Origin of the sequence: Alkalicoccobacillus porphyridii (assembly GCF_007293315.1) — a bacterium.
GTDB classification, from domain to species: domain Bacteria; phylum Bacillota; class Bacilli; order Bacillales; family Bacillaceae_D; genus Alkalicoccobacillus; species Alkalicoccobacillus porphyridii.
Genome location: NZ_VLXZ01000002.1, coordinates 178,699 through 198,453 on the forward strand (window position 1 = coordinate 178,699; position 19,755 = coordinate 198,453).

Annotated in this window: 22 protein-coding genes and 1 pseudogene; 6 read left to right on the forward strand and 17 right to left on the reverse strand. The window is 40.4% G+C overall.

The genetic code is table 11. The annotated features are described in order from the left end of the window. Positions 1-2 precede the first annotated feature (2 nt). From FN960_RS04165 to FN960_RS22715, 4 genes are all read right to left on the reverse strand, one after another. Entirely contained in the window at positions 3-1,040 is a 1,038-nt protein-coding gene (locus FN960_RS04165; RefSeq protein WP_143847219.1) for an ABC transporter ATP-binding protein, read from the reverse strand. Further along, positions 1,037-2,026: an ABC transporter ATP-binding protein gene (locus FN960_RS04170; RefSeq protein WP_143847221.1), complete on the reverse strand. Its 990-nt coding sequence runs from the start codon at positions 2,024-2,026 to the stop codon at positions 1,037-1,039. Before FN960_RS04170 ends, FN960_RS04165 begins: the two co-directional genes overlap by 4 nt. A 36-nt stretch (positions 2,027-2,062) precedes the next feature. Next, complete coding sequence (locus tag FN960_RS04175; protein WP_143847223.1) at positions 2,063-2,818, reverse strand: IclR family transcriptional regulator; 756 nt, start codon at positions 2,816-2,818, stop codon at positions 2,063-2,065. A 597-nt stretch (positions 2,819-3,415) separates the two neighbouring features. After that, on the reverse strand, positions 3,416-4,240 hold the full coding sequence (locus FN960_RS22715) for a DUF4871 domain-containing protein (RefSeq protein WP_185970911.1): 825 nt from the start codon (positions 4,238-4,240) through the stop codon (positions 3,416-3,418). 161 nt (positions 4,241-4,401) lie between these two features. On the opposite strand from FN960_RS22715, the gene FN960_RS04185 reads away from it, so the two are divergent. Together FN960_RS04185 and FN960_RS04190 are read left to right on the forward strand one after the other, a co-directional pair. Next, positions 4,402-4,716 (forward strand): ArsR/SmtB family transcription factor, encoded by a 315-nt coding sequence (locus FN960_RS04185; RefSeq protein ID WP_143847224.1) that lies wholly within the window; start codon positions 4,402-4,404, stop codon positions 4,714-4,716. Beyond that, entirely contained in the window at positions 4,709-5,398 is a 690-nt protein-coding gene (locus FN960_RS04190) for an SRPBCC domain-containing protein (protein WP_143847226.1), read from the forward strand. The genes FN960_RS04185 and FN960_RS04190 overlap by 8 nt, the downstream gene beginning before the upstream one ends. A gap of 56 nt (positions 5,399-5,454) precedes the next feature. Here FN960_RS04190 and FN960_RS04195 read toward each other — a convergent pair whose 3' ends face one another. Beyond that, the gene (locus tag FN960_RS04195; protein ID WP_143847228.1) at positions 5,455-6,192 is read right to left on the reverse strand and encodes an SDR family oxidoreductase; all 738 of its coding nucleotides are present in this window, start codon (positions 6,190-6,192) and stop codon (positions 5,455-5,457) included. A 26-nt stretch (positions 6,193-6,218) separates the two neighbouring features. Then, a complete protein-coding gene (locus tag FN960_RS04200; protein WP_260681916.1) occupies positions 6,219-6,482 on the reverse strand; it encodes an Atu4866 domain-containing protein in 264 nt (87 codons plus the stop codon). A 123-nt stretch (positions 6,483-6,605) separates the two neighbouring features. On the opposite strand from FN960_RS04200, the gene FN960_RS04205 reads away from it, so the two are divergent. Then, positions 6,606-7,520, forward strand: coding sequence for an AraC family transcriptional regulator (locus FN960_RS04205; RefSeq protein ID WP_143847229.1), 915 nt, complete (start codon positions 6,606-6,608; stop codon positions 7,518-7,520). A 41-nt stretch (positions 7,521-7,561) separates the two neighbouring features. Here FN960_RS04205 and FN960_RS04210 read toward each other — a convergent pair whose 3' ends face one another. Beyond that, on the reverse strand, positions 7,562-9,952 hold the full coding sequence (locus tag FN960_RS04210; protein ID WP_143847231.1) for a right-handed parallel beta-helix repeat-containing protein: 2,391 nt from the start codon (positions 9,950-9,952) through the stop codon (positions 7,562-7,564). A 255-nt stretch (positions 9,953-10,207) separates the two neighbouring features. Between FN960_RS04210 and FN960_RS04215 the strand changes: the two genes are divergently transcribed. Continuing rightward, entirely contained in the window at positions 10,208-10,819 is a 612-nt protein-coding gene (locus tag FN960_RS04215; RefSeq protein ID WP_143847232.1) for an esterase/lipase family protein, read from the forward strand. Between the two features lie 126 nt (positions 10,820-10,945). Next, positions 10,946-11,731, forward strand: a complete 786-nt coding sequence (locus FN960_RS04220; RefSeq protein ID WP_143847233.1) for an SDR family oxidoreductase — start codon at positions 10,946-10,948, stop codon at positions 11,729-11,731. 63 nt (positions 11,732-11,794) lie between these two features. Here the strand turns inward: FN960_RS04220 and FN960_RS04225 are convergent, their stop codons facing one another. The 8 genes and pseudogenes from FN960_RS04225 to FN960_RS04260 all read right to left on the reverse strand — a co-directional run. After that, positions 11,795-12,241 (reverse strand): hypothetical protein, encoded by a 447-nt coding sequence (locus tag FN960_RS04225; protein WP_143847235.1) that lies wholly within the window; start codon positions 12,239-12,241, stop codon positions 11,795-11,797. Between the two features lie 115 nt (positions 12,242-12,356). Beyond that, positions 12,357-12,650, reverse strand: coding sequence for a hypothetical protein (locus FN960_RS04230; RefSeq protein ID WP_143847237.1), 294 nt, complete (start codon positions 12,648-12,650; stop codon positions 12,357-12,359). A gap of 25 nt (positions 12,651-12,675) precedes the next feature. Beyond that, positions 12,676-13,326, reverse strand: a complete 651-nt coding sequence (locus FN960_RS04235; RefSeq protein WP_143847240.1) for a YdeI/OmpD-associated family protein — start codon at positions 13,324-13,326, stop codon at positions 12,676-12,678. Positions 13,327-13,481: 155 nt separating this feature from the next. Further along, complete coding sequence (locus FN960_RS04240) at positions 13,482-14,810, reverse strand: copper amine oxidase (protein ID WP_143847242.1); 1,329 nt, start codon at positions 14,808-14,810, stop codon at positions 13,482-13,484. A 182-nt stretch (positions 14,811-14,992) separates the two neighbouring features. After that, positions 14,993-15,268, reverse strand: coding sequence for a hypothetical protein (locus FN960_RS04245; protein ID WP_143847243.1), 276 nt, complete (start codon positions 15,266-15,268; stop codon positions 14,993-14,995). 29 nt (positions 15,269-15,297) lie between these two features. Beyond that, a complete protein-coding gene (locus tag FN960_RS04250; protein ID WP_143847244.1) occupies positions 15,298-16,191 on the reverse strand; it encodes a hypothetical protein in 894 nt (297 codons plus the stop codon). 19 nt (positions 16,192-16,210) lie between these two features. Continuing rightward, entirely contained in the window at positions 16,211-16,681 is a 471-nt protein-coding gene (locus FN960_RS04255) for a DinB family protein (RefSeq protein ID WP_260681929.1), read from the reverse strand. 15 nt (positions 16,682-16,696) lie between these two features. Continuing rightward, positions 16,697-17,077: pseudogene (locus FN960_RS04260) on the reverse strand (tautomerase family protein); the annotation flags it as partial. A 96-nt stretch (positions 17,078-17,173) separates the two neighbouring features. Here FN960_RS04260 and FN960_RS04265 point away from each other — a divergent pair. Continuing rightward, complete coding sequence (locus FN960_RS04265) at positions 17,174-17,632, forward strand: GNAT family N-acetyltransferase (RefSeq protein ID WP_143847246.1); 459 nt, start codon at positions 17,174-17,176, stop codon at positions 17,630-17,632. Here the strand turns inward: FN960_RS04265 and FN960_RS04270 are convergent. Both FN960_RS04270 and FN960_RS04275 read right to left on the reverse strand, forming a co-directional pair. Further along, on the reverse strand, positions 17,627-18,088 hold the full coding sequence (locus FN960_RS04270) for a GNAT family N-acetyltransferase (protein WP_143847248.1): 462 nt from the start codon (positions 18,086-18,088) through the stop codon (positions 17,627-17,629). The genes FN960_RS04265 and FN960_RS04270 overlap by 6 nt on opposite strands. A 574-nt stretch (positions 18,089-18,662) precedes the next feature. Further along, a complete protein-coding gene (locus tag FN960_RS04275; RefSeq protein WP_143847250.1) occupies positions 18,663-19,733 on the reverse strand; it encodes a M42 family metallopeptidase in 1,071 nt (356 codons plus the stop codon). Between the last annotated feature and the right edge of the window lie 22 nt (positions 19,734-19,755).

The window sequence follows — 19,755 nt, forward strand, 5'->3', positions numbered from 1 at the left end:
CCTCAAATTAGTTGTTTATTTGCAATAGCTTGCTGGAGTGTCATATCGCCAATTAGCGGATAATGACAAGCCACCTCATGCCCCTCTCTAATTTCATGCAATTCAGGTATCTCACTGATACACTTCTCTGTTGCTATTGGACAACGTGTACGAAAGCGGCAGCCGGAAGGTGGCTCAGACGGTGAAGGTACCTCACCTCTTAGAATAATTCTCTCCTTTTTCTTTCTAGGATCCGCTTCAGGAACTGTTGATAGAAGCGCTGCCGTATAAGGGTGAGCAGGAGAGTCAAATACAGCATCTGTTCCAGCTATTTCAACAAGCTTACCTAGATACATGACACCAACCCGGTCAGAAATATGTCTTACAACATTTAACCCGTGGGCAATAAATAACATCGTCAGACCTAACTCTTCTTTCAATCGCATGAGCAAATTGATGATCTGTGATTGGACTGATACATCTAGGGCTGAAACCGGTTCATCTGCAACAATAAATTTAGGGTTCAGTGCAAGAGCTCTTGCAATACCGACACGTTGTCTTTGTCCTCCAGAAAATTCATGAGGATAACTGTTGACTCGACTTGTATCAAGTCCAACTAGCTCAATCATTTCTTTAATCTTTCGAGCCTTCTCCTCCCCTTTAGCCAGACCGTGAATCTCGTACATTTCACCGATAGCTTGACCAATAGTAAAACGAGGATTAAGTGATCCAAATGGATCTTGATACACCATTTGTAGTTCTCTTCTAATCTTTCTTAATTCTTTTTGTCCTATTTCAAGGATATTATTATCTTTATAGTAAACTTCCCCCTCTGTCGGTTCCTGTAATCTCAATATGTTTCGACCAAGAGTAGATTTCCCGCAACCCGATTCACCTACTAGACCTAGCGTCTCTCCTTCATAAATCGTGAATGACACACCATCAACCGCTTGAACGATCTTAGGTTTTTCAAAACCCTTTTTTACTTTAAAATATTTTTTAATATTAGAAATTTTCATAATATATTTTTTGTTATTTGGGTCAAAATACGGTTTATTCATACTTCCACCTCGCAAGCCACAACTTGGTCAACATGCCAACAGGCAACCGTACCAGCAGGCGTAGCTATATAAGGTGGTTCTTCTATACATTTTTCAGTTGCAAATGAGCAACGAGGGGCAAACCTACAACCTGTAGGAACATTGTTCAGGCTTGGAATACTTCCTCGAATGGTTTTTAATGTAATTCCTCTTTCTCCATCCATTGAAGGAACAGACTCAAGCAACCCTTTAGTATACGGATGATGCGGCTGATCAAATAATTCGTCAGCCCGTCCTTCTTCCATTATTTTTCCTGCATACATAATAATAAGACGATCGGCCATTTCAGCCGCTACACCGATATCATGAGTAATTAACATAATAGACATATTCCGTTCTTTGCGAAGACTCCGAAGCAACTCTAAAATCTGAGCCTCTATGGTTACGTCTAAAGCAGTAGTAGGCTCATCTGCAATTAATAATTTTGGCTCGCATGCAAGAGCAATGGCAATCATCACTCGCTGTCTCATCCCTCCAGATAACTCATGAGGGTATTGCTTTAATCGAGTCTTAGGTTCTGAGATGCCCACTTGATTTAACAAGGTTTCAGCTTTTATTAACGATTCTTTTTTTGACATCGAAAAGTGGAAATTGAGGGCTTCTGTAATTTGCCTGCCTATAGTAAAAACAGGATTTAATGCGGTTAACGGTTCTTGAAAGATCATCGCCATCTCTGAACCTCTTATTTTTCTCATTTCATCAAGGGTTTTAGTGGAGAGGTCCTCTCCCTTAAATTTAATTTCTCCATCGAGTAGCTGACCATTCTCAAATTCAATTAATCGCATAATACTCAAAGATGTGACACTTTTACCACTACCTGATTCGCCGACAATGCAAATAGTTTCTCCTTCATCGATATGAAAAGTCACACCATCGACTACTTTAGTCATTCCTTGCTTTCCACGATAAGCTGTAACCAAGTGATCCACTTCTAAGATACGTGCCAATCTCCTCTCCCCCTCTCAAGAAAAATATTAACATCATTATTCAAAGATCGTTTTTCTTGAACTTATCAGTGCTCGAATCTCTTTCTGAAATGACATCAACATATCTACCTTTGATTTTGCAACTTCTTCTGTTAAACGATAAGTTGGACTCGCAATGCCTAATGATCCAATGATCTCAAAATTCGAGTTAAAAATAGGAACAGCTATCGCAGCTACATCATCAAAGGTCTCGCCACTTGTATAGGCATATCCTTGCTCTTGGATTTTCTCTAGTTCTTTCATAATTAGTTTTTCATCGTCAATTAAACGATCTTCAAGTGCTTTTTTTATAACACCTCTGCATGCTTTTTTTGGAGTATAGGCAAGAATTGATTTATGAGTAGCACCAACACACAGAGGCGACCTTCTACCTTCTGATTCAGCAAAACGAACCGTTTTGCTGCCTTCTACAATTTTCAAGAATACGCCATGCTCTTTATCACGAACAGTAAAAACACTACTTTCTCCTGTTTCTTTTGAGATTGTGTGCATAATTGCATCTAGTTGTTTTGAAACCTGATATTTTTCATCAACTAAATTACTTAGCTCTAGAATCTTTAAACCAATTTCGTATTTTTGAGAATCTTCGTTTCTCGAAAGATATCCCCTTTCTTCAAAAGTCTTCAATAGTCGATGAACTACAGTATGATTTAAATCAAGTTCTCTAGCTAATTCCCTAAGTCCCCATGAAGGCGTTTCTGTTGAAAATTTCTCTAATATATCAAGCGCTTTATGAACAGTCTTTGAACTCAATTAGTCCCCCTAACGAAAGTGGTTCTTTAATAGAACCAATGTTCTGAATTTTATATTAATAGAATCAGATTACGAACTACGTCATATTTTGTCAATCTTTTTTTAATCTATTAATTTTGTTATGCAAATGCAAAACCTCTAAATTAATTTTATTAAGATAATAAAATCAATCTTTCGCTTTTCAGTTCAAAAGAGAAAGGTTAATAAAATAAATAGGCTAATTAAGCTTAAAATTGGTAAATATAATTACATTGAGATTAAATAGCCTATCATAATAAAAAGCAATAAGTTATTATATAAAACTCTATTAAAATAGTTTTTAATCTATATTATCTTGTTATATAATTTAACAGAATTTTATGATTATCATTTTGGGATCTTAAAAAAAGAGAGTAACATGTTGTAAAATGATAAATTCAAAGGAGAAATCGAGGTATTTCTAAGAAGGTTGATATAAAAAATCTTAACAACACAAAAAGCGTAGTTTTTAAATTACTACGCTTTCATTACTCATGTTTGAGAGACATTCTAATTTCTGTGTGTATTAAGGTAATAACCAGTTACGATTAAACAGCAAGTAAATGATGAGCCCCTCAATTAGATTTCTTCAAGAATCAACTTGTAAATCTCTTCCCTACTCTCTCCATCTAAAATTCGAATCGTTATCTGGTCCAACTCCTCCACCATACGTATAGGGTGAGTGGACCTGATTAAAAGATGACCTTCTTCATTTGTTGAGAATATGGTTTCATCTACAGCTATTTCATCTCCTTTTATTGTGTAGGAGTTGTTTCGATCAAAGATAACACGATCCGCTACTTCAATATTAAAACGCTGCTGCTCCGAGACATTGATTCCAACCACAATATCGACTTGTTCTTCACTTTTGATAGCATTAGCCCAGTAATATCCTCCAGCATATTCATCTGAACCTGCAAACATCAATTGCTCCTCTTGCTCTGCCGCTTCACGCTCTTCATCAAAAGCTCCCTCTGGTAAAACCTCGACAATGATCTCGTCAAAAAACTCTCCTTCAATATAAGCTTGCACTTTCCATATTCCCTCTGTTGGAAACATGACTGATGAAACCGCATGGGCCTCAATATCTCCATCAATCGGTGCAAGAGGTGTTTGGAATTGAACCAATGGCTCTACTTCTTCTTCTGTCTCACTATGTACAGCACGAGCCTCCCATTCCTTACCACTTAGATCGTCACCCCAGAAATGCCACATCCATTTTTGCTCTTCCCCTGCAGCTACGTCGCCTCCAATGATGGCTAGCTTTTGGTCATTGCCAAACATTTCTCCATTCTCATGTGTGAAGCTTGGACTAATTTCTAGTTCTTCCGCTGTTACCTGATTTGAGCAACCAACCATACCTAGACTTACAAGTAAGCCGAAACCTAATAATAGGTTCTTCATCCTATTCACATCCTTATCATTCTCTCCCTTATTAGTTCGGCATTTTATTATCTATTTCCTACTATATTGGAAAATAATTTATATAACCCTTTAATTTTCAAAAGATCTACGTTACACTTAATATATAACTAAAAGGTTATATGTAGGAGGACAATACGAGAATGCCAAATCTTTACCGAGCTTTTGCGGATCCAACAAGACGAGAAATCATAGCGATGACCGCATATAAAGAATGTACTCAAACTGATCTTGTTGCTGCATTCTCTATATCTCAGCCAGCCATCAAAAAACACATTGATTTATTGATTAGCGAAGAATTACTGCTTGTAAGAAAGGAGGGAAAATTCCGTTATTATCGTTTAAACCAGGCTGTTTATTCGCTTGAGGTGCAAAAGGTGCAGCTGGAGCTCGAAACAATCTTTGATTATAAATTACAACGCCTAAAAGGATATCTCGAGGAGGAAAACAATGAATAGACATGTAAAAGCTAGCAAAGATATTTTCATTAAAGCAGACGCTTCACGCATCTGGCGTGCCCTTACGATTCCAGAGGAACGAAATCGCTGGGAAACGAGGGCCTGCACCATTGATTTGCGAATTGGTGGAGAACTTTATTTAGACTATGGCTGGAATGTCACGTACAAGGGCACATTCACTGAACTCATTGAAAATGAAAAAATAGTGTCTGTTGAGAATAAAGGACATTCAACCACCTGGCTCATAACTCCGGTAGAAGGTGGTTGCAACGTTAATATTGAGTATACGGGTGATTGGTTTGGTGATTTGGGTTTATCCCTAATGGAAAACATGCTCTTTGGTACCTATCAGTTCTTACTTAATTTTAAAAAAGTACTTGAAGAAAACGTTGATATTCGCGACGCCTTTTGGAAAAGCTGGTTGGGCCTGATGAATCGTACAGAAAACCATCGTGTGAAGGTAGTAAAAACGATTCCTAACACTCCTGCTTATGGAGTGATTCAAAGCGGGGATTATATCCTCCAAGTGAATAATGAAAAAGTATCTAACTATGATGCAGCTGAGCTGGCCGTCTCTCATTTAGAGGTCGATCGTGACGTGACATTATTAGTGAAAAGAGAGAACCAAGAATTTGAGGTAACACTGCGCACCATTCCTTTTGGTACTGAATCTTCGGCCTAATCATCTATAGAAAAAAGACTCATTAACATTGTTAACGAGTCTTTTTCCAATCATCCTTAGTTTTCATTAGCAGTAGGTCTTATAATCATTTCATTTACATCTACATCAGCAGGTTGTTCAATTGCAAACTGGATTGCTCGTGCAATCGCTTCTGAGGGAATGGCGTTTTTGCGATATTCCTTCATTACTTGACGCGCCCTCTCATCTGAGATACTTTCCGCAAGCTCAGATTCCGTTACTCCAGGTGAGATGTTAGTTACTCGGATCTCCTTACCAACTTCCATTCGAAGTCCTTCAGAGATGGCGCGAACAGCAAATTTAGTTGCACAATATACGGCTGCTGTGGGTGAGACCTCATGACCACCAATGGAGGAAATATTAATGAAATGGCCACCTCCTTGTTCCTTCATAATGGGAAGACCTGCTGCGATTCCATGCAGGACGCCCCGTATATTTACGTCAATCATACGATTCCACTCATCCACTTTAAGAGCTTCAAGTTTTGATAAGGGCATAATCCCAGCATTATTTACAATGACATCAACCTTTCCAAATGTATCCATTGTATATTGGATGAGATCTATCATTTGGTTTTCATCGGTTACATCAAGCTCACGGTAGTCAGCACGTCCCCCTTCTGAACGAATGGATGAGGTAATGTTCCTTAAATTCGCTATTCGCCTTGCACCTAGAACTACTTGCGCTCCCCTACTAGCAAGCAGCCGTGCTGTCGCTTCGCCAATTCCACTACTTGCACCCGTAATGACAACAACTTTTCCTTCAATACTAGACATAACAGCCTCCTCCTATTTTGTTGATTTTAAGCGTCCTTCGATTCACGATAAAGAATCATGCCTGCATGATACAAAACACCCTCTTGGAAGTACCCATCTGCTGTAAATCCAGTGTCATCTAAGTAATCAATATGATTGCCTGTAATGGTATACTTACCTTGATAGGCACTTTTTCTTTTTCCTCGCGCCTCATCATACCGTCCATCAGGTAGAAGCTCGTGTCGTATATAGCCGTCACTCGTCACCCACATACCGACATATGAATGTGATTTTTTGTTTAGTTCATGCACTATTTTAATCACCTCTTTTTTTCATAGTATGCGATAGATCCTGTCTTCTCAGGTAGCCAATTAACAGCCGATCATTGCCTAATCCTCCAGACTGATTTAATGCATAACAAAGGAGTTGACTTTATGAGTGAGGAAATTGCAAATAATCTATTTAAAGAGCAACAAACAGAATTAACACAAACCATTCAGCGTTACTGTGTGATGGATGGCGTTTTTTCAACCGAGATTCCTCGCTTACGTTTCATTCGTGCCTCAGAGACATCTGAACCTATCCATCAGATACATGAACCCGCAATATGTATTATTGCTCAAGGATCAAAGGTCGTGACCCTAGCAGACCGCATTTATCAATACGACCCTGCCCATTACCTTGTAGTGTCAGTAGATTTGCCATTATCCGGTGAAGTCATTGAGGCGTCTGGGGACGTTCCCTATCTGTGTCTTCGTTTAGATTTTGATCCGAAGCAAATCTTTGACTTACTCACCAAGGCTGAACAACTCCACAGAAAAACGGAGGACTCCCAGCGTGGTTTATACATCAGCAATATGCATTCCTCTTTACTTGATGCCGTGTTAAGACTGGTTCGTCTCCTAGATACTCCAGAGGACATACCTATTCTCTCCTCATCTATCATTCAGGAAATTCTTTATCGAGTCTTGCAAAATGAACAGGGAGACGCTTTAAAACAAATCGCCATCACTGGAAGCCACACAGAGCGTGTAGCTACTGTAATCCACCAAATTAAACAAGACTTCGCTCAGCCCTTACGTATAAAAAAACTAGCATCAACCGCTAGCATGAGTGAGTCCTCACTACATCATCATTTTAAGCAAGTGACAGGTTCAAGCCCGCTACAATTTCAAAAACAAATACGGCTTCAAGAGGCAAGAAGACTTATGCTTTCTGAAGCTATTGATGCTGCAAGCGCCAGCTTCCAAGTAGGCTATGAAAGCCCCTCTCAATTCAGTCGTGAGTATTCTCGTATGTTTGGTATGTCTCCTATAAGAGATATCAAAAGAATAAAGAAATTACATTAAAAAAAAGCAGTGCCCCTCAATAAAGGTTCACTGCTCTTATATTACTTATCTTTATCCTTATGACCTGGTGGAATCACAGGCGGTCCCAGCGGAGTGACCGGTCGTTTGGGAAGAGGGGGATTCTTAGAAATTCTTGTAGGTGGTAAAGCTCCTACATAGCTTCCATTCTCTCCTGCCGTTATTAAGGAGCTGCTTCCGGATAGTCGCATATAATTACCCCAGAGAAGAGCTCCATCCTTATCTCTTTCATATGAATCAGGCATCGTCGTGCTCTCAAAATGAGATTCGTCAATGATGATCCCTTCACTATTCATCGTTTGTGTGCCATCAAAGAAAAAGTTGGTCTCATCTACTACTCCGGAAACAAAATCACCAAGTGCATGTTCTGGATCTGTATGAAAGGAGATGTTGTTTTTAAATACGCCCTGATCTTCGGACTCAAAGTACGGATTGATTCTAAAGATATAATTGTATCGCTTGTTATCAACGGATGTATTGTTCTTCATGACGATTCGGCCTGGGTTGAAATTGTCAGTGAACCCATCCATATTGTTATCAAAAGCCAAGTTATTTTTAAGTGAATGGGCGACAGGAAGTCCTTCCCCGCCAACCTTAAAGCCACTACCAGATGTACCCTCTTCGTTATATCCATCACTAAGCTTGCCATTTGAATAAGAGATATTACCATTTAAAGTGACTGGCATGTTGGCACCCTCGTTTGTGCGGTTATATAAATCCCAGCCATCATCGATATTATTACGCGCAATATTTCCTTGGAAGACGTTTCCTTCCCCTACGCCAAGCTTGGCCGCAAATCCATCGGCATTAATATCTGAAGGGTCGCGATTATCATGGGCTTCACTATTAATTATGAGATTATGCTTTGGCCATTTGTCCGGGTCTGTCCCACTTCCTGATATCTGAAAACCCGTGTTCTGATTATAACTGAAGGTCATTAGCTCAATGAGGTTATTGCTTCCGTTTACTCTCATCCCATTCCCCGTTGATTGGGTCAGCTCAAATCCAGCGATGTGCCAATAATCTGCATTTAAGCTAATGAGATTTCCCTCTTGATAATTTCCATCAAACACAACGGTTTCCCCTTTATAAGGAACTAACGACTTTAGCTTTCCTTTTTCGCCGCTATAAGGCTGGCTAATTGTGATTGCCTTCGAATATATTCCTTCGCGCATGAAAATAGATTCGCCTGGCTTCACATACTTAATCGCTGTTTCCAAATCTAGTGGATCATTCTTTTTTCCGCTTGCTTCCTTTGAACCATTAGGAGCGACAAATAGCCCCGGTCCACCTTTGAATACTCGTTTCGTTACAGTTAGATCCTTTTTAATTGCTTCATCTGAAGGAGCTCCGCTTGGCCTATAGTTTAATTCAAATAAGGTCTTTTCATTATGTAGCTTTGATGAATAAACAAACACCTCGTTTGCCTGAACTTCCTCATTTGTTACAACCTCTTCTCCGTCCTTCCACAGCGTCAACGTCCCCTCATAGTTAGCTAACGTTTTGAACTCATAGGTATCCGAGCCAGTCTCCTGTGCTGACACGATATGAACCTCGGCATCCGGCTCAGCCACTGGCTGTTCAGGTGTTGGTATTGTGTTTGCTTCACTAATAGAAAGGCTTGCATTGCTTACCGTCATTTCCGCGTTTCTAGCCGCATAAAATCCGACCTGCATCGCCTCAGGGTCCATCACCTGTACTAGGTCCGCTCCTGCGATACGTTGCTCAAAGACAGGTTCGTCCTCTACATGGGTAAATGTTGCTGACATGACGAATTCCGTATCTGTTCGTTCTAGCTTTAGCCTCACTGGTGTATCCATGGGTAGGTTCGGCACCCCTGGGATCACATTGTTAATCCACGTACTGCCCGGGTTGCCCCATGGCTCTGTTACCCCTTTTCTCGCTAGTGCACTTACACCACCTCGCATCAAACCAACTGCTGCTAAGTTAGAGGCAGCAGGTACCTCCTCGTAGCCAGGGATCATCGGGTCCTGTCGCGGACTTCCATTTACATCCCTAACCATGATGCCTGCCCCTTCTTGTCCACTAGGAGACGCACCCGTTTCTGGTCCTAGCTGATGGAAGGTTAGATCTGCCTCTAGAACAAAATTATCCGTGCGTGGGTCAAGCGTTGTATAGTAAAAAGTTAAGCCATCATGACCAGGCGCAAGCTTTCCACCACGACTCTCCATAAAAATGTCGCCCTCAATCGTTCCAGGGAACTCGGGTTCCGCGAAGTTTACACCCACCTTTTCAGGTAGCGTATTTGCAGCAAAATCTAAATCCGTCGATTGTCCAAACGTAATCGATTCCCAGACTAGGTCATCTACAGCATTTGCACTAGCTATCTGTGCCGGAGTTACTAGTAAAATAACGAGTAACAGCATACTCCATATCTTTAAAACCTTTACCATTTAAACAGCTCCTTTTAATAAATATCTCACTCCTTTTAAAATTGTAAGCGCTTACTTTGTTGCGGTCAATATATTTCAAGTCATTTGTTTTTGATGACTCCCATCTGCAGCCCCTCTGTACATCATCATGTGACAAAAGGACGACATAACAACACATAGTTAAGACTTGTCTTTATTGGGATAACTCACATTACAGACAAAGAGGTTCCAATAGATGATATTCTTTCCCTTGAATATATTATTAGGAGGGTTTTAATGAAGTTTGTTCGTTTATCATTTTTTGCCACACTACTTTTTGCTCTATCGTTGAGTATGTCTCTTAATTCTGAAGCTCAGGCACAGGAAGCAGCAAGTATTGATTTCGAGAAACCGGTCGTGTTAGTTCATGGTATTGGCGGAGCTGGCTATAACTTTTTTAGCATAGAAAGGCATTTGAGAGATGCAGGGTATGACAGGGCTGATTTACACTCTATTGATTTTGATGATAGATCCGGTAATAATCTACGAAACTCTCGTCAATTAAGAGATTTTATTGATGATGTCCTTAGCCAATATGAAGTAGATGAAGTCAATATCATTGCCCACAGTATGGGAGGCTCTAATACATTACGATATCTCACTCAGCTAGATGGTGTTGGTAACGTAGATAAAGTCATTACACTTGGTGGCGCCAATCGCCTAGGAGCAAGCTCTGTGCCTGCTGGTGTAGATTTCACCTCCATTTATAGTAGTTCTGATCTAATTGTTGCCAATAGCTTATCTCGTATTACAGGCGCAAATAATATCCACGTAACAGGCGTCACACACCTTGGTCTTCTTACCAATAATCGAGTGCAGAGTTTAATTATAGAAGCATTAGAAAACTAGGTAGACCCTAGACCGCCAAGTAAATCTGGTGGTCTTTTTTGTATTTTTAATCCTGTTCTTCCGGTTTAATAACAAAATAGAATGGGAATAGCCCATTACACAACGATAACTAGGAGGCAACAAACGATGGCTAAGACAATTTTTATTACAGGAGCTGGCACCGGCTTAGGCAAAGGCACAGCACTGGGACTTGCAAAACAAGGTCATAAAGTAATAGCTGCAGTTGAAAATCTTCCACAGATTACAAGCTTACGAGAGGTAGCTAAAAAAGAAGGTGTGGAGCTTGAGGTTATTAAGCTCGACATTCGAAATAAACGTGATCAATCTTTAATCAACGAATTTGATTTTGATGTATTTGTAGCCAATGCAGCGATTGGAGAAGGCGGTCCGTTAGCAGAAATCCCTGTAGACCGTGTGCGAGACATTTATGAAACAAATGTGTTCAGCACGCTTGAGACGGCACAACATGCCGCTAAACAATTTATTAAGAAAAAATCTGGAAAAATCGTCTTTTTAAGCTCGATTGTCGGAATTGTTGCCATGCCTTACTTAGGCGCATACAGCTCAACCAAGCATGCTGTTGAAGCCATTGCAAAAACACTACGAGCGGAGCTAAAGGAATTTAATGTGCAGGTAGCCACTATCAATCCAGGCCCATTTGAAACTGGATTCAACGATCGCATGTTTGAAGAAAGATGGAAATGGTATGACTCAGATAAGAACTTTACGCCTGAGAGTTCAATCTCTGAGCAAGAAGAAATTCTGGACCAACAGCATGACCCAGAAGAAATGATTGCGAAGATGGTTGAAGTGATTCCTGCCGACCATCACCCATTCCGTACCGCCTTCCCTCAAAGTACGGAAGACCAAATGAAAGAAACAGAGCTGGAAGTGTGGAAGGACGAAGTGTAGATAGAAGGTATCAGAAGTGCAAACCTAAGTGTTTGCACTTCTTTATATTTACCTACGTGTTACCTATTCTGTAGTGGCATTATTCTCAAGACGTTTGCCACGAATAAATCGTATCCCTAGACAGAGTATAAGAATTGATCCTGTTAATAAAAAGAGCGCCCAGTTAAACGAGTCAAATGCGACTACATTTAGAATGAGTAATCCAATGAAAAAAAATGCCGATATCCCAACCGCTATGTTCATGAATATTTTCTCCGTCTTTTCGTTAGGCTTTATATCTTCATCACTAATACCACGCTTTTCCCTCCACTGCTTCCCTACGTACATTAAAAATACAACGATTACAACCGAGCCAAGGAGAATTGTAAGAAGCCCTTGCCATGATCGAAAAAAATCACCCGCAAAGATTCTAAGTGAAGACATAATCATTAATAAGCCTAAAATAATAAACCGATCAATAACTGGAGTAAACATTGGTTTATTAAACTTAGACCAATTTAATTTCGTCATATGAACCCGCTCCTTTATATGCTTTTTTGATCTATACCCTAATTATGGAAAGGCTAACATGTTTACAACTTTAAATGCGGTACGTGAAATTATAATAAATAACTAAAAAAAGAAGCTAACTATGCTTCTTTTTCTTTCTGAGTAGAAACCAAATGATAGCCATGATTGCAACTATTCCAGTCATAAACCATGTATAAAAATAAGCCAACCCGAGTCCAATATTTGCATCCTGATACGCATGAGTAAAATCATCATATAGGATGTAGATCAGTGGAGTAGCGGAGATAGCCAAAAAGAAAAAGAATGCAATTTTAACCCTACGTTTTGAGCGAGGTAACTGTAAATAAAGTACTCCAAAAGCAATAATCAAGGCAAGAAAGGTCAATAACGGAATATTAAATGTATGCATAACATGCACTCCTTAATGGAATCAGCTATTTTTTCTTCTGTCGGTACAATGCAATGGTTTTATACCCTTCTGAAAGAACCTCAATCATCTGATTAACCCTTTTGTCACGAGTGGATTGCTGTTTAGCCGAGAAAATGTGCCGCGCCCAGTCCTTCTGATATCCCGGGGTAAGACGTTGAAAAAACGACAACAGTTGCGGATGGTCCACAAGCATGCCTTCAACCTCTTTTATACGGTCCGCGTAGTCCGCTACCCGTTGACTAGCCGCAGAAGATTTCTTAGCTTTTTTTGTGGTTCGTTTAATACCAACAACCGTAAAGACTCCATCCATGCTGACCATGCGAGAGAATTTTAAATCACTATCACCTATATAGCCATCCTCCCCAACCTTCAAGGCAGGAAAGATTTCATCGCGATGCACAGAGGTGTCATAGCGCTTATTTCCTATCTTTGGATAGGCAAAAAATAAATAGCCTCCATCAAGTAATGGCTGTTGATCCATTACACGCTGCGTATGTTCAACCATCTCATGTAACGTTTCAATAAAGATAAAAATAGCGTCATGCTCTGTACCTAACTTTGTATCCTGTTCCTCAAATATTTGATAGTCGTCCGGTTGGTTAAGAACAACTAAGTGTTTATAGCTGTTGAGCTTCAATTTATCTATAATAGACATATATATGACCCTTTCTAAACTGCTACTAGTTGCATTTATTCTGCCCCATACTTGTTTAGAAATCAATGTATAAAAAATACAAGCAGAAAGAAAAACCCCTTCCAGTAGTGAATATTACTAGAAGGGGTTTTTCTTAATAGGTAACGACCTCTTACTTAGGCCTTGTCTTGATTCGTTTTACGACGGATTACATACAAACCAGCTAGTGCAGCTGCTGCCATTGCACTTAACCATGCCATCATTGAATTCTGTTCACTTCCACCGAACCCTGTTTGTGGCATCTCTTCAGGCATTGCTTCGCCGCCAAATTGCTCTGGCATTTGCGTGACAATTGCTCCGCCTAACGTTTCACCAATTCCAAACATGAACGCATAGCCTTCACGATACGTTTGTACACTTGCTTCATACTCTTCTGCTACAAAATGATCAAATGTCTTGATGACTTGCTCTTCATGCATCCAGATCGCTTCTTGACCAGCTTCTGCAGGAAGATTTCCTTCTGTAGCTGTATCTAAGAATTCAGCAAAGTCATGAGAGAACGTTTTAAGGTGCTCAATAGCTTGTTCACGTGCTTCGTCGTCCCCTTCAAGCGTCGCAATCGCTAGATCACTTTGGGCATTAATGTGGTCTTGCTGCCATACTGCCTCGAATTGGTCAGCACCTTCTGCACCATAGATGCTTTCAATTGCTGCCTTAAAGTCAGCAGTGTGCTCATCTTCAGCCCACGTGACAAAGTCAAAGTCATCCGCTTGTGTATAGCCTTTTTCTAGCTCAAGTGAAGCCAAAGCAAAGTGCTCACCAGCTAAGTGGTTCAGTGTAGAACGTAATTCTGCATCTGGTGAATCAACCGACCCTGAGAACATATCAGGGAACTGTGCAACAATCGCTCCTGATAATACTTTACTAATATCATACATTCTTTCGTACCCTTCACGGTAAGCTGTGTAGGATTCCATGTAGTCACCAGCTGCATAATAATCAAACGTTTTTTGTACGTCATCTTCATGTGCTACCAAAGCTTCTTCCGCTGCTTCTTTTGGAAGATTCCCTTCTGTTGCACCATCAAGGAAGGTAGAAAATTCATCGGCAAATCCTGCAATATTATCTTCAGCTTCCTGCTTTGCTTCATCATCTCCGTCTTTTACAGCTTGAACATAATCATCTGTGTATCCATTATGTGATTCAAAGATCCGAACAAATTCATCTGCTCCCTCTTGACCGTATAGTGGCTCAAGGGCTGTACCCATGTCTTTCACATTTTCATCTAACGCCCATTCAACTTCTTCCCAATTCGGTGCTTCATCATACGCAGTTTGCATCGATGAAACAGCTAGAACAAAGTGCTCCGATAATAGATGATCTAAATCTGCGCGTAAATCAGACGCTCCTGAAAATCCGTTTTCCCCTCCATCTGAAGCTTGTGCGAACGATGGTACAACGAGTGCTGCACCCAGTGCAACGGCAGTAAACTTTTTAAATTTCATGGTTTTGTTCTCTCCTTTTCGATTTGGTTAATCTAATCAGGTAACGAGAACATTGGGCAGGAGGATCACTTTTTTTAAAAAATTATTTTAAGTAATGATAAGAAATCTAGTGAAATCGCCGTCACCACTGCATTCCACACGTTGAAAAAAGTCCGAAAGAATGTTTCGGACTTACCTTGATACTATGCTTTTAGATAAAAAGTATTTCCTTCTTTCTGATAGGATCCCTTTATTTCTCCAATGCCTTTAATGACCAGCGCATCAGGATGTACTAGGGGGGCGTTCTCACTATTCACGTGTATCAATTTAATGCTCTTATTATCTGAATGAAACTCAGCCAGCACGGGCTGCTGAATATAATAATCCTTATTATGGATAACTACTTTCAAGAATGTTTGATACAGACGTATATCTTCAAATGCGATTACATTCATAGGGTCAAAGGATGTAACCTTCATTTCTCCTTCAATTACAAGATGATAGCCTGCTAGTGCTTTAAATTCTTCAATAGTATCAACTTTACTTTTGTTAATAATCTTGCAAATTTCCTTTGTCTCTTGTGTTGTGTGATGGTCACTTCTGAAGTATCCTCCCCAGCAATAGGAAAGTTTTGCTTAAGAAGATCATAAACTGTCCACTCAGATATCATAAATGATTGCTTCCAATCCACATCTACTTCATCTAATAAAAGACATATAGCTAATCTAGAATGGTAACAACTCTTTCTAATGTTTTGAGATGACGCCATCCGATCTTGAAGACACGATATAAAACTCTTCTTATGAGATTCTATGGACTGTGAACTTTTTTCATGGTATGCCATTAATTCAACATACCAAGCGGGACCTTCAATCGCTTCTACTCGCAGTTCATAATTTAGATAATCTCGTAGCTCATCTCTTCTTTTCTCCCGCAAACCAATAAATTCACGAATCCATTGATCCCTGCTATCCGCATCCGTTGCTAAAACCGCATGGAGTAAGCTCATTCTCTCCTGATTACGGAGCTCCACATTTATTTCTGTCATTGGATACGTCATCCCTAGCAATTCATCGGGAAAGCGACGCTCTCCATTTATATACTGAAATCCATGAAACAACTCATGAACAAGAATAGAATAAATAGATTCATACTCATCATACAAATGAACGTCTACAATAGTTGTAGGGTAGTTCTCAAATAGAATTAGAGTACACCCCGAAAAACGAGAATCCCACAGCAGCTTTAGATACAACTGTCCGCTTAAAACACTAGGATGATTAAACAAGTAAACCGTTTGCTTATCATAAATAGCATAAGCGACCATTTTAAAATCCTGCCAGTAAGACTGGAGATTCTTTTCAGACAAATCTTGAAGTACGCGATCTATGTATTGTTCCAAGGGGTTTCTCCTTTTATTTTTAAGTAAGAGTTTTCTTCATAAAAGCATCAATCTGACCCAAATGATGGGCATCATGCTTCACAAAAATTTTTATAAAGCTCTCAGCAGAAAAGGCTCTTTTTCCACCACCTATTGTAAATCTGGTTTTCGGTTCAACTTTTAAAATAGCGTCTACACACTCTTTTCTCCTATCAGTAAACAGATCAATGATCTCATAAACGGTTTTGTTTTTAAGGGACTCCACTGCTCTTTCGTTCTGTGCATCGTGATCAGGAAACGCTGGCAGATTTGCCCCGGGTGCCATACTTCCTATCATATGTTTAAGATTATAGTCGTCCCACCCATATAAATGAGCAATGATCTCTCTAATAGACCAACTTCCTTCCTTAATAGAAGTAATTAATAAAATCTCATCCATCTGCTTTAATATAGAAATCTCAGATATAGTCTGACTGTATTGCTCTACTATTTTTTTCATTTGATCCTCCAATGCCTTTATACATTTTACATTATAGTCTAGAGATAGTTCATCTGCTGGTAGTCCTCTAATGCCCCAGTTATGCTTGGGTGTTTCAAAGATAGTCATCTCGATATCATTAGGGTCTATCTGAAGATGTTCATAAATACGCTTAAATAAGAGCCTTAGTAACTGCTTTTTCGCTTCCATTGTCCTCCCCTCGAACATACTAATCTCAATAATGGTATAAGCTTCCGTCCGCCCATCCGCATAGTAAAAGTCCTCTTTCTCCATTGGAAAAAAGCGATGGAACCTCTTACTTGAAGGAAGGTGAAGTGCGTCTACCATACACGAATGGATAATATCCGAAAGGCTCTGTTTAATAGGTTGTAGGTGCTGTTTCTCACCGTAAATCTTGATTTGACTCAATATCCTGCCTCCCTTTAAGAACGTCTTAAATTGGATCGTTTTTACTAATTTGAGTTATAATGAATTCAATCTATTGAATGACAGGAGCAAAAGGACATGAACATACGAAAAGCAACAGAAGCTGATATAGACTCGCTAGTGGCTTTGAGAAAAATTCAACTAGTGGACGAAGGGATTTCCCCCGATAAAGATATTGATACTGAGCTGTACGAATTCTTTACTAATAAATTGAAAGACAACTCACTTATTCAATTAGTTGTGGAGGATCAAGATAAAATGATTGCTTGTGGCGCTATCATGATCTATGACTTTCCTCCCTCCTACACCAATCAAACTGGAAAGAAAGCATATATAACAAACATGTATACAGCTGACAGTTATCGAGGAAAGGGGATCGCATCAAAACTCCTAAACATGTTAATAGATGAAACAAAACAACAGGGCATCTCTAAAATGTGGCTAGGAGCCTCTCAATTAGGAAGACCTATCTATCAAAAATTCGGCTTTAAAGATTCAGATGAATGGATGGAGTTAGATCTGCAACAAGATCTATAACTCCCTTTCAAACACAATCATATCCATTGCCTGTATCCCATTTTCAAATATAGGTTCAGGATATTTGAGAAAAAAGCCCTTCTCCACCCGTTCCATTCTAAATCCCGCCTTTTGATAAAAGGCAATATTTTCAATACTGCAATTGGCTGTGCCCACGATCATTTTCTTAAAGTTCTTATCTTTAAATCTAATGAAAAAAGACGTGACAACGTCTTTTCCTATCCCCTTTCCTCTGACCTCAGGAATAAGCGCGAAGTTTTTTAACTCAACCGTCTCGTGGTCTATTGCTATAAAAAGCGCAACCCCAATGATTTCTTCCTCTGAAGAAAGGATAGCGTACAACTCTCCTTTAGTAAGATAGGCTGGAATCATTTCGGCTTCATCCGCCATAAGTAAATAAGGAATGTAATGTTTTCGATCTTTAGAAGGAATGTGGCTAAGTGTAGTGTATGGCATATAATAAGCTCCTTTATGTAGAACTGCTGCTGTCTTCATTACATTCTTCGCTCGGTGCCTAGGATCCTGCTTCTTTCCCGATATCAGTCGCTCTTTCCCGATATCGGCTCCTCTTTCCCGATATCCGACCCTCTTTCCCGATATCGGCTTCTCTTTCCCGATATCCGACCCTCTTTCCCGATATCCAACCCTCTTTCCCGATATCCGCCTCTCTTTCCCGATATCCGCCTCTCTTTCCCGATATCCAACCCTCTTTCCCGATATCTGACTTCTCTTTCCCGATATCCGCTCCTCTTTTCCGATATCTGACCCTCTTTTCCGATATCTGACCCTCTTTCCTGATATCCGCTTCTCATTTTAAATACTAACTTAATTATGTACAAAAGTGACTGAATAAAGATCTACATCCTTGATTCCTCTTGACACAATGGATCGATTCCTGCTCCTCTCACGCCGCTTTAGACCTCCTCCCGCCGATTCCCTCTCCTCCCCGCGCCACTCCGTCCCCATACTCACTCCCCTCCAAATCAAAAAAAGCAATCCACTGTCATCACAGTAGATTGCCTCGTCTTATCTAGTCTTCTATGAATAAAAACTTCATCCCATCCTCAAGAGACAGAATAAATACTTTGAGCAGTTCTTTTGTTGCGAGCAAATCCTTCATATCGATCACTTCCACCGGGGAGTGGGCGTAGCGCGAGGGAATGGATAGGACTCCGGTAGGGATACCTTCGTTTGCTAGGCTGATGGCTCCGCCGTCGGTGCCAATTCCAGGGAAAATCTCTTTCTGATAAATAATTTCCTGCTCATCCGCTAGCTGAATCAGCTTGTCTCGCACAGCCGGATGAGAGATTAAACTGAAGTCCAGCACCTTGATGCCCGTGCCTGCCCCTAGAGCAAGGGAACGATCCATCGTTTCTTCAGGCGTATCGCTCACCGCAGTGGTATCAAGTGCAATCGCAACGTCGGCATCAACCTGACGCGCAGCTACTTGAGCACCGCGTAATCCCACTTCTTCTTGGACGGTAAACACTGCCGTCACCGCACCAGCAAAATCCACACCATCTAATTCTTCTAACAACTTAATAATCACTGCACACCCTGCACGATCATCAAATCCTTTTCCGACAAAACGGCCCGTGCTCTCATTTCCGAGATACTCCATGTTTGGTTTCCAAGTGATAGGAGTCCCTACCTCAACCCCCAACTCAAGCGCATGCTCCTTATCCTTCGCACCAATATCTATGTATAACTGCCGATGATTTCGCACCTTAGATGCATCGTCAAACTTTGCATAGTGAGCGGATATACTTCCGATTACACCTGTTAAAAAGCCTTTTTTTGTCCGTAGCTGCACCTTTTGTGTCAGCAGAAGTCGATCATCATTGCCGCCTAGCTTCTCAAAGCGGATCAATCCATTCTCTTCAATTTTCTTAGCGATAAAACCTACTTCATCCATATGCGCAGTAATCACAGCATGAGGACCAGGCTTTGTCCCTTTTTTTGTGGCGAACACATTGCCAAGTGCGTCAACGCGAACCTCATCTACAAGAGCTGTTACCCGGTCTCTCACCCACTTGCTAACAGGCTGCTCATTCCCACATGGACCATGTAATCCCGTGAGTTGCTCTAATAGTTTCTGCACACTAATTCCTCCTAGGCTAGCT